At 74.1% G+C, this 14635-nt stretch carries 11 protein-coding genes and 1 pseudogene; 4 read left to right on the plus strand and 8 right to left on the minus strand.

Going from position 1 to position 14635, the window contains the following annotated elements; genetic code table 11:
* Positions 1–235: 235 nt before the first annotated feature.
* Together AB0C69_RS22575 and AB0C69_RS22580 are read right to left on the minus strand one after the other, a co-directional pair.
* Positions 236–1480 (minus strand): M20 family metallopeptidase, encoded by a 1245-nt coding sequence (locus AB0C69_RS22575; RefSeq protein ID WP_345176843.1) that lies wholly within the window; start codon positions 1478–1480, stop codon positions 236–238.
* Between the two features lie 358 nt (positions 1481–1838).
* A complete protein-coding gene (locus AB0C69_RS22580) occupies positions 1839–3005 on the minus strand; it encodes a glutamate--cysteine ligase (RefSeq protein ID WP_360356538.1) in 1167 nt (388 codons plus the stop codon).
* 512 nt (positions 3006–3517) lie between these two features.
* Between AB0C69_RS22580 and AB0C69_RS22585 the strand changes: the two genes are divergently transcribed.
* Positions 3518–4792: a D-alanyl-D-alanine carboxypeptidase gene (locus AB0C69_RS22585; protein ID WP_360356541.1), complete on the plus strand. Its 1275-nt coding sequence runs from the start codon at positions 3518–3520 to the stop codon at positions 4790–4792.
* Between the two features lie 127 nt (positions 4793–4919).
* Positions 4920–5372, plus strand: a complete 453-nt coding sequence (locus tag AB0C69_RS22590; protein WP_360356544.1) for a nuclear transport factor 2 family protein — start codon at positions 4920–4922, stop codon at positions 5370–5372.
* Between the two features lie 209 nt (positions 5373–5581).
* Here AB0C69_RS22590 and AB0C69_RS22595 read toward each other — a convergent pair whose 3' ends face one another.
* From AB0C69_RS22595 to AB0C69_RS22610, 4 genes are all read right to left on the minus strand, one after another.
* The gene (locus tag AB0C69_RS22595) at positions 5582–6715 is read right to left on the minus strand and encodes a YihY/virulence factor BrkB family protein (protein WP_360356547.1); all 1134 of its coding nucleotides are present in this window, start codon (positions 6713–6715) and stop codon (positions 5582–5584) included.
* 80 nt (positions 6716–6795) lie between these two features.
* The gene (locus AB0C69_RS22600; protein ID WP_360356550.1) at positions 6796–7449 is read right to left on the minus strand and encodes a 2'-5' RNA ligase family protein; all 654 of its coding nucleotides are present in this window, start codon (positions 7447–7449) and stop codon (positions 6796–6798) included.
* Complete coding sequence (trpS, locus tag AB0C69_RS22605) at positions 7439–8515, minus strand: tryptophan--tRNA ligase (RefSeq protein WP_353835093.1); 1077 nt, start codon at positions 8513–8515, stop codon at positions 7439–7441. Before trpS ends, AB0C69_RS22600 begins: the two co-directional genes overlap by 11 nt.
* 18 nt (positions 8516–8533) lie before the next feature.
* Complete coding sequence (locus AB0C69_RS22610; RefSeq protein WP_360356552.1) at positions 8534–9556, minus strand: hemolysin family protein; 1023 nt, start codon at positions 9554–9556, stop codon at positions 8534–8536.
* A gap of 118 nt (positions 9557–9674) precedes the next feature.
* Between AB0C69_RS22610 and galE the strand changes: the two genes are divergently transcribed.
* Positions 9675–10631 (plus strand): UDP-glucose 4-epimerase GalE, encoded by a 957-nt coding sequence (gene galE / locus AB0C69_RS22615; RefSeq protein ID WP_360356555.1) that lies wholly within the window; start codon positions 9675–9677, stop codon positions 10629–10631.
* Positions 10628–11776, plus strand: coding sequence for a galactokinase (galK, locus tag AB0C69_RS22620; RefSeq protein ID WP_360356562.1), 1149 nt, complete (start codon positions 10628–10630; stop codon positions 11774–11776). Before galE ends, galK begins: the two co-directional genes overlap by 4 nt.
* Here the strand turns inward: galK and AB0C69_RS22625 are convergent.
* Both AB0C69_RS22625 and AB0C69_RS22630 read right to left on the minus strand, forming a co-directional pair.
* Positions 11769–14435, minus strand: coding sequence for a hypothetical protein (locus AB0C69_RS22625; protein ID WP_360356558.1), 2667 nt, complete (start codon positions 14433–14435; stop codon positions 11769–11771). The genes galK and AB0C69_RS22625 overlap by 8 nt on opposite strands.
* Positions 14422–14635 (minus strand): annotated as a pseudogene (locus tag AB0C69_RS22630) (HSP90 family protein); the annotation flags it as partial. The gene AB0C69_RS22625 and the pseudogene AB0C69_RS22630, both read right to left, overlap by 14 nt.

Consider the following 14635-nt stretch of genomic DNA (forward strand, 5'->3'; position numbering starts at 1 on the left):
GCCCGCGCGGGGCGGGACCGTCCGGCCGGGGGTGGGGGGGCCGGCCGCGCCGAGGCCGGTGACGCTGAGGATCACGCTCGGGGACGTGGACGGGCGGCCGTTCGTCGGCTTGTCAGCGCCGCCATGGACGGCGCTGACCGGCGCGCGAGGCCCTCGTGTGCGGGCGTCCGAAAGGACGGAAAGCGACAGGCCGGGCGATGACGCCTGGTGATCAAGCCCGGCCGGCGGGGGGAGTCTAGGCCAGCGCGGCGCCCTCGATCGACTCGGCGTCGCCGGGACGTCCGCCGTCCCACAGCGCGGTCAGCGCGGTCGCGCTCAGCACCTTCATGCCGACGGCGATGCACCGCTCGTCGACGTCGAAGTCGCCGCGGTGCAGGTCGTACTCGCCGGGCGAGCCGGGAGTGCGGACGCCGAGCCGGGCGAGCGCGCCGGGGATCGACTCCAGGTACCAGCCGAAGTCCTCGCCGCCGAGGCTCTGCGGGGTCGGCACGACGCCGTCCTCGTCCATGACCTGGGCGGCCGCGTCGCGGAACATCTGCACGCTGGCCACCTCGTTCACGGTCGGCGGGACGCCCCGCACGTAGTCCAGCGACGCCTCCACGTCGTAGGCGGCGGCGACCGACTGCAGCAGCGCCTTCATCATCTCCGGCGCCCGGTGCCACGCCTCGTCGTCCAGGCAGCGGACGGTGCCCTCGGCGATCCCGTCGTCGGGGATGGCGTTGGCGACGGACCCGGCCGAGACGCGGCCCCACACCAGCGACAGGCTGGAGCGCGGGTCGACGCGCCGCGACAGCGCGGACGGCAGCTCGGTGACGATCTTGGCGAGCGCGTAGACCAGGTCGGCGGTCAGGTGCGGCCGGGCGGTGTGCCCGCCGGGCCCGGTGACCTTCACGTAGACCTTGTCGCAGGCCGCGGTGATCGGGCCGGTGCGCAGCCCGAGCTGGCCGACCTCGATGCGGGGGTCGCAGTGCAGCGCGAAGGCGCGGTCGACGCCCGCGATGCCGCCGGCGGCCATGACGTCCAGCGCTCCGCCGGGCGTCTCCTCGGCGGGCTGGAACAGCAGCCGGACGCGGCCGGGCAGCAGCCCCGCCTCCGCCTGCTGGGCCAGGAACAGGCCCGCGCCCAGCACCATCGCGGTGTGCACGTCGTGGCCGCACGCGTGCGCGACGCCGGGGACGGTCGACCGGTAGGCGACGCCCTCCTTCTCGTCCTGGAGCGGGAGCGCGTCGATGTCGGCCCGCAGCGCCACGGTCGTGCCGTCGGCGGGGCCGATGTCGCAGAACAGCCCGGTGCCCTTCGGCAGGATCACGGGTTCGAGCCCGGCCGCGCGGAGCCGCTCGGCGAGCCTGCGGGTGGTGCGGTGCTCGGCGTAGCCGAGCTCGGGGTGCATGTGCAGGTCGCGGCGGAAGGCGATCAGTTCCGCCTCGTGCCCGGCGAGGAACGCGTCGAGCTGCGGCTGCAGCACGGCGCCGCCGAGCACCGCCGGGAGCCCGGACACGACCGGTGCTCCGGCCGCCGCGGCGGACGCGTCCCGCTGCCGCCGCGCCGAGCCCTCGGCGTCGTGCGGTGCGGGCCCGCCGGAGGCCGTCCCGTTCACTCCGGCGGCGCCGGCGGCGGCGCCCCGGTCCTCCCGGCCCTCGGGACTCTCGTGTCCCGGGGCGGCGGGTGGTTCAAGGCCGGGCATCACCCCGGGTCCCGGATATGTCATGTGCGCCCCCTGCGCGACGGCGGAGCCTAGCGGCGCCCGCCGGGTGATGTTCTCGTTGGTGGATGCGGTGCGGTTCTCGGGTCTGCTCGCGGGATCGGTGTCCGCGGGGTTCCCGGCGCCGTCCGGCTGCTCAGGCTCCGGCATGTGCGACCTCCCCCAGTGTGACGAACCTGTCCTCCGCGAGCTCGGCGATCGCCGCGTCGACGATGTTCTCCAGCGTCCCTCCGCCGGCGCGGATCGCGCGCTGGCGCTCGTACGGGGCGCCGTGCTCCAGCACCTCGCCGGCGACCTTGAGCTCCTCGGCGCAGCCGAGCCGGTCGGCGACCGGTTCCAGCTCCCTGATCAGCTCGTACAGGTCGTCGCGGAGCGGAGCGGTGTTCCCCGTGTCGTCGGTGATGACGATGGCGTCGAGCCCGTACCTGGTGGCGCGCCACTTGTTGTCGCGCACCACCCAGGCGGCCGGCCGCGGCAGCGTGTACCCGCGGTCCAGCTGCTGCTCGAACAGCGTGACGAGGCTCTGGCACAGCGCGGCGGCCATCCCCACCTCACGCAGGGTGGGAATCCCGTCGAACATCCTGATCTCGACGGTGCCGAAGTCAGGATGCGGCCGGATGTCCCACCAGACCTCCTTGATGCTCCTTATGGTTCCCGAACGCATCAGCGTGTCCATGTAATCCTCGAAGGCCGCCCAGTCGTCTAGGAGATGGGGCGGCCCGGCCGTGGGCAGCTGGCCGAACACGACCGCCCGGCAGGACGCGAGGCCGGTGTCGCTGCCGCTCCAGAACGGGCTGGACGCGGTGAGCGCGAGGAAGTGCGGAAGGTAGGACGAGAGCGCGTTGACGATCGGGATCGCCTTGGCGCCGTCGGAGATGCCGACGTGGACGTGAACGCCGAACGTCTGGATGCGCCGGGCCAGCCACTGCATCTCCTCGACCAGCTTGGCGTAGCGCCCCATGGGCGCCATCACCGCCTCCCGCCAGTCGCTGATCGGGTGGGTGCCCGTGCAGGCGAGGGCGAGGCCGCGGTCCGCGGCGGCGGCGCGCAGGTCGGTGAGGGTGCCGGCCAGGTCGGCCTTGGCCTCCCCCACGGTGTCGCTGATCCCGGTCACCACCTCGATGGTGGACTCCATCAGCTCGTGCCGGACGCGCGGGTTGTCGCCGTCGTCACTGAGCGAAGGCAGGGCGGCGAGCACCTCGCGTGCGTCCTGCCGCAGGTGCCTGGTCTCCGCATCGACGAGCTGGATCTCCCACTCGACGCCGAGCGTCGACCCGTGCGATGCGTTGAAGTCAATGGCCACGGCCAACCTCCGTCCACAATCCTTGCAGGTCGTTGCGTGGCACGTGGCGCAATTCAGCCAGCGGGTCCCTAAGCCTGGACAAACGCCGGTCCAGGTCACGTGTTCGTTCCATGATGGCGTCCGTGCCCGCCCCCTGCCGGGCGTCCATGCCCTTTGCGGATCAATTGACTCATGCGAGCCGTCGGAAGGGGGGCGGACGTCCTACTTTTCGGTCACGATCTTGGCGTCCGCACCGCTAGATCGAACTAGTCAGTCCGTCCAAAATACCGTCAGCCCGTCTCAAAGTCTCGTCCATGACGGATCGTAACCGATCGGCCTCGCCCCATACGTACCGGGATATGACCGCTGCACCCTGACGTCACGTCCGTCGCCTGCGCCCCGCGCTTGCCGGATTCGCGATCGGGTACCTCTTCGCCGGATAGGTCGCCTAGTCTTCGGGGGGAGTCATGGGCGTTGGGCGCCTGCGCGCCGGGAGCGATCGCGCTCCCATGGGACTGAGGAGCGTCGGGAGCTTGCCAGGACAGCGACGAGGGCCGGCCGGCGTCCGCCGCGCCCTGACGTTGATCACCGTGCCGGTCACGGCCGCCTCGCTCGCGGCGGCCCCCGCGCTCGCCGCCGCACCGGCCGGCGCCGCGCGTGCCGGAGCCTCCCCGGGCGGGGGCGCGCGCGCCGAGGCGTCACCCGTGGCGTCGCCGTCCGCGCAGACGGTCGGCGGGCCCCGGCTCGCGAGCCGCGGCGTCGTCGCGAACACGGCCCCGGGCGTCCCGGCCCCGCCGAAGATCAAGGCGGCCTCGTACCTGATCGCGGACGCCGACACCGGCGAGGTCCTGGCCGCCAAGGACCCGCACGGGCACTACCTGCCCGCCAGCACCCTCAAGACCCTCACCGCGCTGACGCTCGTCCCCAAGCTGGACCCGAACCGGCTCGTCCGGCCGTCCCAGAAGGCGTGCGACACCGAGGGCACCAAGGTCGGGCTGACGCCGAAGATGCAGTACAAGGTCTCCGACCTGTTCCACGCGCTGCTGATGATGTCGGCCAACGACGCGGCGGTGACGCTGGCCGAGGCCGACGGCGGGATGGGCAGGACCCTCGCCGACATGAACGCCGAGGCCCGGCGGATCAACGCGCGCGACACGCTCGCCGGATCCCCGAACGGGCTGGACAAGGACCTCGGGCTGAACGTCCGGACGCAGCACACCTCGGCCTACGACCTCGCGCTCATCCTGCGCGAGGGGATGAAGAACCCCGAGTACCGCGCCTACATGCAGGCGATCGACTTCCCGTTTCCGGCGCCCCCGACCAAGAAGGAGCGCAAGAAGGGCAAGAAGGTCGGCGGGTACCCGATCCACACGCACAACCACATGCTCCCGGGCGAGCGGCTGGCCTACCCCGGGATGCTCGGCGGCAAGAACGGCTACACGATCGCCGCCCAGCAGACCTTCGTCGCCCAGGCGCGCCGCGGCGGGCACACGATCGTGATCTCGCTGATGCGGGCGGACATGCCGCCGTCGGCGTACGCGGCCAAGCTGCTGGACTGGGGCTTCGCCGCGCGCGGCAGGGTCCAGCCGGTGGGCACGCTCGTCCCGCCCGGCGACATCGAGCAGACCCGCAAGAACGGCGGCTCGGGCGTGCTGCCCGACGCGCCGCTCGCCTCCGACGACTCGTCCCGCATGTGGCTGCTCGTCGGCGGCGGCGCGGTCGGCGCCCTGCTCGCGATCGCGGTGCTGTACGTGGTGCTGCGCCGCAGGCGGCGGCTGGAGGCGGCCCGCTTCCGCGGCGGCCGGTAAAGCTTCCCCCACCCCTTCCCACGGGCCTGGCACCGCCGCGCCGGGCGGGCTTACGCTCGCGGTGGCGCCGGTGATCGCGTCACCGCCGGGGGACGGCGGAACGGCGCCGCGGGGGAGGAACTGCGCCATGTCCGACTTGTATGTCCCCTTGCCCGGCGCCTTCGCCCTCGCACCGGAGCCGCCGCCGACGTACGAGCATCCGAACGTGACGCTGCTGAAGGACGGCTACACGGCCTTCGACAAGGGCGACATGGACCTCATCCGCGAGCTGCTCGCCGACGACGTCGTGCACCGCGTCCCCGGACGCGGGCCCGTCTGCGGCGTGTACCGGACACCCGAGGAGGTCCTGGGCTTCTACGTCCGGCTGTTCGAGCTGTCCGGCGGGACGTTCCACACCGAGCCCTACTCGGTCATGGCCAACGACGAGTACGGCGCCGCCCTCGTCCAGACCTGCGCCGAGCGCCCCGGCCGCATCCTGGACGGCCGCGCCGTCGACCTGTTCCGCTTCCGCGACGGAAAGATCACCGAGATTCGCACCCTGGCCGAGGACCAGTACGCCAACGACGCCTTCTGGACCTGACCGTGTTTCACAGTCCCGGCCCACTTCGCTCGCCTGGCGGCTGTGTTTCAACGTCCCGGCCCACTTCGCTCGCCTGGCGGCTCGCTGCGTGACCGGGCCTGGGCGAACGCGGCATCGCTTCGCGATCTGCCCGGCTCCGCTCGCCTCCGGCTTCGCTCCACCGGCCAGGTCACGCGTTCGCGCGTGGCCTGGCCAATTCGAGACAGGTCCTAGGCCGGTTTTCCGGTTTCGAGCGGCTTTTCGTCTTCCTTGGGCTTCGCGGCCTCGGCCGGTTTCTCGTGGCGGCCGGGCTTCCGGCGGCGGGCCTCGGCCCCGTCCTCGGCCGGGTCCTCGTTCTCCGCGGGCCTCTCGTGCCTGCCGGGCCTCTCTCCGGCGCGCTCCTGGAGCGCCTCGACCTCCGCGCGGTCGACGCTGTTCTCCGGGTTGGCGGCGTCCGCGGTGAGGACGACGCGGCGCGTCGCGGTCCAGGCGGCGACGAACAGCGCGAACCGGGTCGCGATGTTGATCCACACCATCAGGCCGACCAGCACCGCGAACGTGCCGTAGACGGGGTTCTGCGTCGTCCGCCCGATCAGGAAGGCCGCGATCTGCTTGAGGATCTCGAAGCCGACCGCGCCGAAGAGCGCGCCCCGGATGATCCGGCGCCAGGGCGCCCGGGTGCCCGACAGCCGGCTGAACAGGGCCAGGAAGACCACGGTGTCGAAGAAGATGGCGCAGGCGAGGGACAGCAGCCGCAGCCCGGTCCCGGCGCCGGGGACGTGCTCCAGGCCGAGCCAGCCGAGGACGGTGTGGGTGGCGGACGTCGTGACCGTCGTGACCGCCATGCCGCAGATCAGGATGAGCCCGAGGAACGCCAGCACGCCCCCGTCCCAGAGCCGCTTCAGGAAGAAGTTGCCGCCGCCGCCCGGCTCGTTGCCCCAGATGTCGCGCAGGGACTCGCGCAGCACCTGCACCCAGCCGATCCCGGTGACCAGCAGCGCGACCAGGCCGAGGACCCCGACGGCGGTCTTGGACTGGGCGATCTGCTCGACGTCCAGCTGGCCCGCGAGCCCCGGCAGCTGCGAGCTGATCGCCCGGACGAAGTAGGCGCGGGCCTCGTCGCTGACCCCGACGAGATAGCCGAGAAGCGCGTACGCCAGCGCCATCAGCGGGAAGAACGACAGGAACGCGTAGCTGGTGAGGGCGGCGGCGAGCCGGTCGCCGCGGCGCTCCTGGTACCGCTCCAACGCGCGCACCTGGTGGTCGAACCACCGTGACCGCTCCCGGGAGCGTTGCAGCAGCGCCTTCCCGTCGCCGAACAGGGACTCGCTCCGCCGCTGAACCCTGCCGATCACCTGCCGCATGCACGCAACGTACCCAACGCGGGCCGGTCGATGCCGCAGACGGTAATCGAACGGTCAACGCAGCGTCTCGCGCGGCCCGCTCATCCGGGGGTGGGCCCGCCGCGGTCGCCGCCCGGAGACGGCACCGCGCCGTCGCCGAAGATGAAGTCGCACTGCGGGCGCCAGACGCCGTCCCGCCCGTGCTCGTACAGGGAGAACCCCCACGCCTCGAAGTCGGCGCTGTAGCCGGCGAGCTCCTTGAACGCCTGGTCCATGACGCTCTCGGGGAGGTGGTGGGCGATGGTCACGTGCGGGTGGTACGGGAACGGCAGCGGCCGGGCGAGCGGACCCGACAGAACTTTCGCCTGAACCCGCTCGCAACCGCCGATTCCTTCGGCGAGCGCCACGAATACGACCGGTGACACCGGCCGGAACGTTCCGCTGCCTCGCAACTTGATCGGGAACGGGGTCTCGGTCGCCGCGACGGCCCGCAGATGCTCCTGGACGGCGTCGATCCCCGACTCGGAGACCTCGGTCGGCGGCAGCAGCGTGATGTGCGTCGGGATCGCGTGGGCGAGCGGATCCCCGAACGAGGCCCGCCGCGCCTGGAGGAAGGCCCCGAACGGGTCGGGGATGGGGATGGCGACGCCGATGGTGCGCACGCCGCCGTCCCCGCCGGGGGTCACGCCCCCGGCGGCGGAGGGCGCCTTCCCGGGGCCCTCCGCGGCGTCGCGGGCGGGGCCGTCAGCGGCCACGTCCCACGAATCCCACCCGTTCGCGCACGGTCTCCATCGTCGCGGTGGCGACCCTGGAGGCGCGCTCGGCTCCCAGGGCGAGCACCCGGTCGAGCCGCTCCTCGTCCTCCAGAAGCGTGAGGGTGCGCTCCCTGATCGGCGTGAACGTGTCGAGGACGACCTGCGCGAGGTCCTTCTTGAACTGCCCGTAGCCCGAGCCCGCGTAGCGGCTCTCCAGGTCGGGCACGGAGGTGCCCTCCAGCGCGGAGAAGATCCGCAGGAGGTTGGTGACGCCGGCCTTCTTCTCCTCGTCGTAGACGACCTCGGAGCCGGTGTCGGTGACCGCGCGCATGATCTTCTTGCGCATCGGGCCGGGCTCCTCCAGCACGTCGATGATCCCCTGCGGCGAGGACGCCGACTTGCTCATCTTGGCGTCCGGCTCCTGCAGGTCGGTGATCTTCGCGGCGCCCTCGGGGATGTGCGCGTCCGGCGGGACGAACGTGTCGCCGAAGCGGTGGTTGAACCGCTGCGCGAGGGTGCGGGTCAGCTCCAGGTGCTGACGCTGGTCCTCCCCGACGGGGACGCGCAGCGCCCGGCCGCCCTCGGCGGTGGGGTCGGGCGAGTAGAGCAGGATGTCGGCGGCCTGGAGGACCGGGTAGGTGAACAGCCCGACCGTCGTCCCGCCCGTGCCCTGCTTGGACGACTTGTCCTTGAACTGCGTCATCCGCTGGGCCTCGCCGAAGCCGGTGAGGCAGCCGAGGACCCAGGCCAGCTCGGCGTGCTCGGGGACGTGGCTCTGCACGAACACCGTGGCGCGCTCGGGGTCCAGGCCCATCGCGAGGAGCTGGGCGACGGCGACCTTGGTCCGGCGGCGCAGCAGCGCGGGGTCGTGCTCGACGGTGATCGCGTGCAGGTCCACCACGCAGTAGAAGGCGTCGTGGGTGTCCTGCATCGAGACCCACTGCCGGAGCGCCCCCAGGTAGTTGCCGAGGTGGAACGAGTCGGCGGTGGGCTGGATGCCGGACAGCACGCGCGGCGGTGCCGCGGCCGTTCCGGCGGACGCTTCGGGGCTGGGCGCTTCGGGCATGTGCACGGACCGATTCTCTCAGGTGTCGCTTGAGACTTCGCCGCCGGTGGCCTGCAGGGTGCCGGGGCCGGCGGCGGCGTCGCCTGCCACCGCCCGCGGGGTCGCGGACGGCGTGCCGGGCGGCACCGGTGCGGCCTGCGGCGACGCCCGCGGCATGACGCGCACGCGGGCCACCCGCCGGCCCTCCATCCGGGCCACGGCGAGCCGGCGACCGCCGGCGTCCACCGAGTCGCCCTCGGCGGGCACGCGGCGCAGCACCGCCATGATGTGCCCGGCGACCGTCTCGTACGGCCCGGCCGGGAGCCGGATGCCGGTCTCGGCGGCGAAGTCGTCCAGGTTGAGCAGGCCGTCGACCTCGACCACCCCGCCGTGCAGGCGCCGTGCCTGCGCGTCCTGGACATCATATTCGTCGCGGATGTCGCCGATGAGCTCCTCCAGGAGGTCCTCCAGCGTGACGATGCCGGCGACGCCGCCGTACTCGTCCATGACGATCGCCAGGTGGCAGCCCTCGCGGCGCATCTCCGACAGCGCCGGCAGCACCCGCTTGGAGGACGGCAGGAATTTCACCGGCCGCACCAGACCGCCCACCGGGCCGTCGCCGGGGACGCCCGGGGCGGGCCCGTCCGGCAGGACGGGCGCCAGCAGGTCGCGGATGTGCACGAACCCGATCACCTCGTCGTGGGAGTCGCGGCAGACCGGGAACCGCGAGTGCGGGCTGCCGGCGGCGATCCGGGCGGCGGCGGTCAGCGGGAGCGCGGCGTCCAGGAACTCCACCTCGGTGCGCGGGACGAGGACCTCGCGCAGCGGCCGCTCCCCCGCCGCGAACACCTCCCCGATCAGCGCCCGCTCGTCCGGGGTGAGCTGCGTGTTCTGGGCGACCAGCGTGCGCATCCGCTCCGCGGTGATCTCCCCGCGGAGCGCGCCCGGGTCGCCGCCCGACAGCCGCACGACGAGGTGGGTCGAGCTCGACAGCAGCCGCGCCAGGGGGCGGGCGAGCGCTCCCGCGGGCCCCACGAGCGGCCGGGACGGCGTCCGGTCCATGGGTTCAGCCTTCCCCGTTCGGCGTTCCGGATAGCCTGGGCGGACCCCTCGGCCTGGACGGGTCTCGCCGTCCTGATGATCGTGAACCGGCCGAGAGTCTCGTCGTGGAGGTCCGTCAGTGAAGCTGCTCGTCACCGGAGGCGCCGGCTACGTCGGCAGCGTCGTCTCCGCTCTGCTGCTGGAGGCGGGGCACGAGGTCGTCGTGCTCGACGACCTGTCCACCGGGCACGCGGACGCGGTGCCCGAGGGCGCACGGCTGGTGCGCGGCACGCTGCGCGACGCGGCGGCGGAGGTGCTCGGCGGCGCCGGGTTCGGCGCCGTGCTGCACTTCGCGGCCCGCTCGCTCGTCGGGGAGTCCGTCGAGAAGCCCGGCCTGTACTGGGACAAGAACCTCGGCGAGTCCCTCGCCCTGCTGGAGGCGATGCGCGTCGCGGGCGTGCCCCGGATCGTGTTCTCCTCGACGGCCGCGACCTACGGCGAGCCGGAGTCGACGCCGATCCTGGAGACCGACCCGACCCGTCCGACCAACCCCTACGGGGCGTCCAAGCTGGCGATCGACACGGCCCTCGCCGAGTACGCGCGGCTGCACGGGATCGGCGGGGTGTCGCTGCGGTACTTCAACGTGGCCGGCGCGTACGGGCGGCTCGGCGAGCGCCACACGGTCGAGACCCACCTGATCCCGAACGTGCTGAGGATCGCGCAGGCGGGCGGCGGCGACGCCGTGAAGATGTTCGGCGACGACTACCCGACCCCGGACGGCACCTGCGTCCGCGACTACATCCACGTGACCGACCTCGGCCGCGCCCACCTGCTCGCGCTGGACGCCTGCGAGCCCGGCCGCCACGAGATCTTCAACCTGGGCAGCGGCACCGGCAACTCGGTCCGCGAGGTCGTCGAGGTCTGCCGCGAGGTGACCGGCCGCGCCATCCCCGCCGAGGTGGCGCCGCGCCGTCCCGGCGACCCGGCCGTGCTGGTCGCCTCCTCGGAGAAGATCCAGGCACGGCTCGGCTGGAAGCCCGAACGCGATCTGCGCACCATGGTCGGCGACGCGTGGACCTTCCTGCGCTCCCGATGAGCGGCGCGCTCAGCGAGGCCTTCGCCGAGGCGTTCGGGCGGGCCCCGGAGGGCGTGTGGCGCGCGCCCGGCCGGGTCAACCTGATCGGCGAGCACACCGACTACAACGACGGCTTCGTCCTGCCGTTCGCACTCCCGCACGGCGTCTCGGTCGCCGCCGCCCGCCGCGACGACGGCGTCGTGGAGGTCCGCTCGCTGCAGGCCGCCGCCACCGTCACCGCGCCCGTGGACGGCGGGACGGTCGCCGCCGAGAACTGGCCCGCCGACCGCGAGTGGGCCGCGTACCCGGTCGGCGTCGCGCGCGTGCTGCGCGAGCACGGCACGGGCGGCGCGTCCCTGCTGATCGACTCCGACCTCCCGCAGGGCGCGGGCCTCTCCTCGTCCGCCGCCCTGGAGTGCGCGACGGCGCTGGCGCTGTGCGACCTGCACGGCGTGGAGATCGACCGTCCCGCGCTGGCCCGGCTGGCGCAGCGCGCCGAGAACGAGCAGGTCGGCATGCCCTGCGGCCTCATGGACCAGTCGGCTTCCCTGCTGTGCACGCCCGGCCGGGCGCTGATGCTCGACTGCCGCAGCGGTCTGTCGTCGCAGGTCCCGTTCGACCCGGCCGCCTCGGGCATGGTCCTGCTGGTGGTCGACACGCGGGCCTCGCACGCGCTCACGGGCGGCGACTACGGCCGCCGCCGCGCGGAGTGCGAGGAGGCCGCGTCCCTGCTCGGCGTCCAGGCCCTGCGCGACGTCAAGGACCTCGCCGCCGCCCTCGCGGCGCTGCGCGACCCCGTCCTGCGCCGCCGCGTCCAGCACGTCGTCACCGAGAACCACCGGGTCGAGGCCGCCGTCGGGCTGCTGCGCGCCGGCGCCCTCCCCGAGCTCGGCGCCATGCTGAACGCCTCGCACCTGTCCCTGCGCGACCAGTTCGAGGTCTCCTGGCCCGAGGCCGACGCCGCCGTCGACGCCGCGGTGCGCGCGGGCGCCCGGGGCGGCCGCATGGTGGGCGGCGGCTTCGGCGGCTCCGCCATCGTCCTCACCCCGGCCGCCCGGGCCCAGAAGGTGCGGGACGCGATCACGGCCGCCTACGCCGACCGCGGCTGGACGGCCCCGGAGTTCCTGGAGGCGCCCCCCTCCGAGGGCGCCCACCGCGTCAGCTGAGGGCCGACTTGAGGTCGTCGTGCAGGCGGGTGGCCTCCTCCGCGGCGTCGGTCTCGTCCAGGGTGGTGAAGCCGTCGGCGGCGGCCGCGGCGTGCGCGGCCGCCTCGGGGAGGCGGCCGACCTGGCCGAGGACGCGGGCCTGGTCGTAGGAGACGAGGGCGGTCTCCCAGACGCGGGCGGGCTCGTTGTCCGGGGGCAGCCCGGCCAGGGCCGCGCGGGCCGCGTCCATGACGGCGACGGCCTCGTCGGCGTCGCCGCTCCACAGCAGGCTCATCGCGGCGCGGCGGCGGGTGCGGACCACCCCGTAGGGATCGCCCGCCTTCTCGTTGGCCTCGGCGGCCTCGGCGAACCGGGCGGCGGCCTGGGCGTCCCTGTCGAGGGCGGTCAGGACGCCCCCGGCCTCCTCCAGGAAGTGCGCGACGGCGTCGTGCCGGCCGTCCCGCGCGGCGTCCTCGGCGAGGTCGGCGAACGTCGCGGCGGCGTCCTCCTCGCCCATGTCCTTCTGCGCGTGCGCGAGGATCAGGCGGCAGCGCCGGGCGGGGTCGCCGTCCAGTCCGGGCAGCGCCTCCTCGGCGGTCTCGGCGGCCTCCAGGTGGCGGCCCACGGCCAGGTACGCGGCGGCGAGGTCCACGCGGAGGTGGACGGCCTGCTCGTGCATGCCCTCGGCCGTCCAGGCCGCGATGGCCTCGGCGAGGTCGGCGACGGCGTCGGCCGGCCGGTCGGCGGCGAGGAGCGCCAGGCCGCGGTCGCAGTGCGCCACCGCGCGCATCGGCGACGGGGGCAGCGCGGCGATCACCTCGTCGAGCAGGGCGAACACCTCCTCGTCCGGGCCGGTCTCCCCGCGGGCGAGGGTGCGGGCGAGCAGCAGGCCGGGCGAGGCGACCGTCTCCGGCTCGCCGGAGGCGCGCGCCGCGTCGGCGGAGCGGCGCAGCGCCGCCACCGCCTCGCCGGTGTCGCCGGTCCGCAGGAGCGCCTGACCCCGCAGGAACCACAGCTCGCCGGCGCGGTCGGGCGCGTCGCCGGTGTCGACCCGGTCCAGCGCGGCCAGGGCCTCGGCCGGGCGGTCCAGCCCGAGGTGCGCGGTGGCGAGGCGGAGCAGCGCGGCCGTGGCGTCGCCGTCCTCCCCCGGATGCGCGGTGAGGTGCTCGGCGGACGCGACCACCTGCTCCAGGCCGCCCACGTCGCCGAGGTCGACGCGCATCGCGCCGAGGCGGCCGAGCGCGCGGTACCGGCGCGTCTCCTCGCCCAGCTCCGCGTACAGCCGGGAGGCCTCCTCCCAGCACCGCGCGGCGCCCTGGCCGTCGCCCTCGACGGCCAGCTCGACGCCCCGGCCGTCCAGGCGGCGGGCCTTCTGGAAGGGCGTCGGCCCGGTGGTCTCGGCGACGGCGTCGAACCGCCGGAAGGCCGCGAGCATGCCGGGCAGGTCGCCGTCGGCGCGGCGCCGGTCCACCAGGTCGAGCAGCTCCCCGAGATCGTCCATGGACGCGAGGGCGTCGGCGGAGGCGGCGTCGTCCGCGAAGGGGGTCCGCGGGGCGGGGGCGGGCGCGGGGCGGCGGTGGTGGGGGGCCAGCGGCAGGAAGTCGACGACCGGCTCGGCCTCCAGCGTGGCGCGCACCTTGTCGCCCTGGTGGGACGTGCCGTTGCGGGCGTCGAACCGGGCCGCCAGCGCCGTCGCGCGCTCGGCCAGCTCGGCGCGCAGCTCGGGCAGGGGCACGTCCGCCGCCGGGCGGTCGTCGGCCGCCGGCCGGCGGACGGTCGCCGCGCCGTGCCCGGCCGCCTCGACCGCCCCCAGCAGCAGGGCCGCCGCCGCGGAGAACTCCATGTCGGCGTGCGCGCTCGGGGCCCGGTCGAGCCAGCCGAGGTGCCGCTGCAGGATCTCCAGGCCGCGCGCCCCGTTGCCCGTGACCGCGCAGAACTCCAGGTGCTCGCCGATGTCGCCGAGGTCGGCGAGGCGCGCCCGGTGCACCCGGTAGGCGCGGCGGTGCGCGGCGGCGGCCTCCTCCAGCCGGCCCATGCGCAGGTACACCGGCAGCAGCGCCGTCTGGATCGACTGCGGCTGCTCGTTGCAGGACAGCCGCGCGCTCAGCACCGGCGCGGCGATCTCGAACGCCTCCTCGTGCCGTCCGGCCTCGACCAGGTGGCGGGCCATGCCGGTCGGGTCGCAGCCCTCGCAGTCGGACAGCTCGTCCCGCTCGGCGGCGCGCCACTTCACGAACCACTCGTGCGCCGAAGCGTCGCCGATGTGCCGCGCCACCACGTTGCGGTAGTGGTACACCGCCTGGAGGCTGTGCCCGCCCGCCTTGTAGCGCCGCTCCATGTCGTCGAGGACGGCGTAGGCGCGGTCCAGCGGGATCTCGGGGAACGAGGTCAGGGAGCTGACCACCGCCTTCATCTGCCACAGCAGGCTGTGCGTCTCGTCGAACCGGGCGGGGTCGCGGTCGTGGTCGGCCAGCGTGCGGCTGAACGTCGCGAACGCCTTCACGGGCTCGCCGCCGTACCGGTAGGCGTCGGTCAGCCTGACCCGCACGTGGAACGCGAGGACCTCGTCGCCCGCCGCCTCGGCGCGGCGCAGCGCGTCCTCGATGAGGACGGTGCGGGCCTCCCCGTAGGGCAGCTCCTGCGACCGCGCCATCAGCGCGTAGACGTCATCCATGCTCAACGGGGCCCTCCGGGGAGTGGACGGCCCACTCCAGCAGGCCGATGAAGGAACGGTTCAGGACCGCCGTGTCGACGGGCCGCAGCGGATGGTGGCCGAGCAGCAGCGCCTGCCCGTACAGGGCCTGGACGGCCGCCTCGACCGGCCCGCCGTCGCCGAGCGAGGTGACCCGCCGCGCCAGCGGATTGCGGTAGTTCAGCACC

Origin of the sequence: Actinomadura sp. NPDC048032, assembly GCF_040653175.1 — a bacterium.
GTDB classification, from domain to species: Bacteria; Actinomycetota; Actinomycetes; order Streptosporangiales; family Streptosporangiaceae; genus Spirillospora; species Spirillospora verrucosospora.

Excerpts from the sequence above, each read along its gene's own strand:
- AB0C69_RS22610 (WP_360356552.1), bottom strand. The coding sequence starts at position 9,556 with ATGGACCGGACGCCGTCCCGGCCGCTCGTGGGGCCCGCGGGAGCGCTC.
- AB0C69_RS22595 (WP_360356547.1), bottom strand. The coding sequence starts at position 6,715 with ATGCGGCAGGTGATCGGCAGGGTTCAGCGGCGGAGCGAGTCCCTGTTC.
- AB0C69_RS22590 (WP_360356544.1), top strand. The coding sequence starts at position 4,920 with ATGTCCGACTTGTATGTCCCCTTGCCCGGCGCCTTCGCCCTCGCACCG.
- trpS (WP_353835093.1), bottom strand. The coding sequence starts at position 8,515 with ATGCCCGAAGCGCCCAGCCCCGAAGCGTCCGCCGGAACGGCCGCGGCA.
- galK (WP_360356562.1), top strand. The coding sequence starts at position 10,628 with ATGAGCGGCGCGCTCAGCGAGGCCTTCGCCGAGGCGTTCGGGCGGGCC.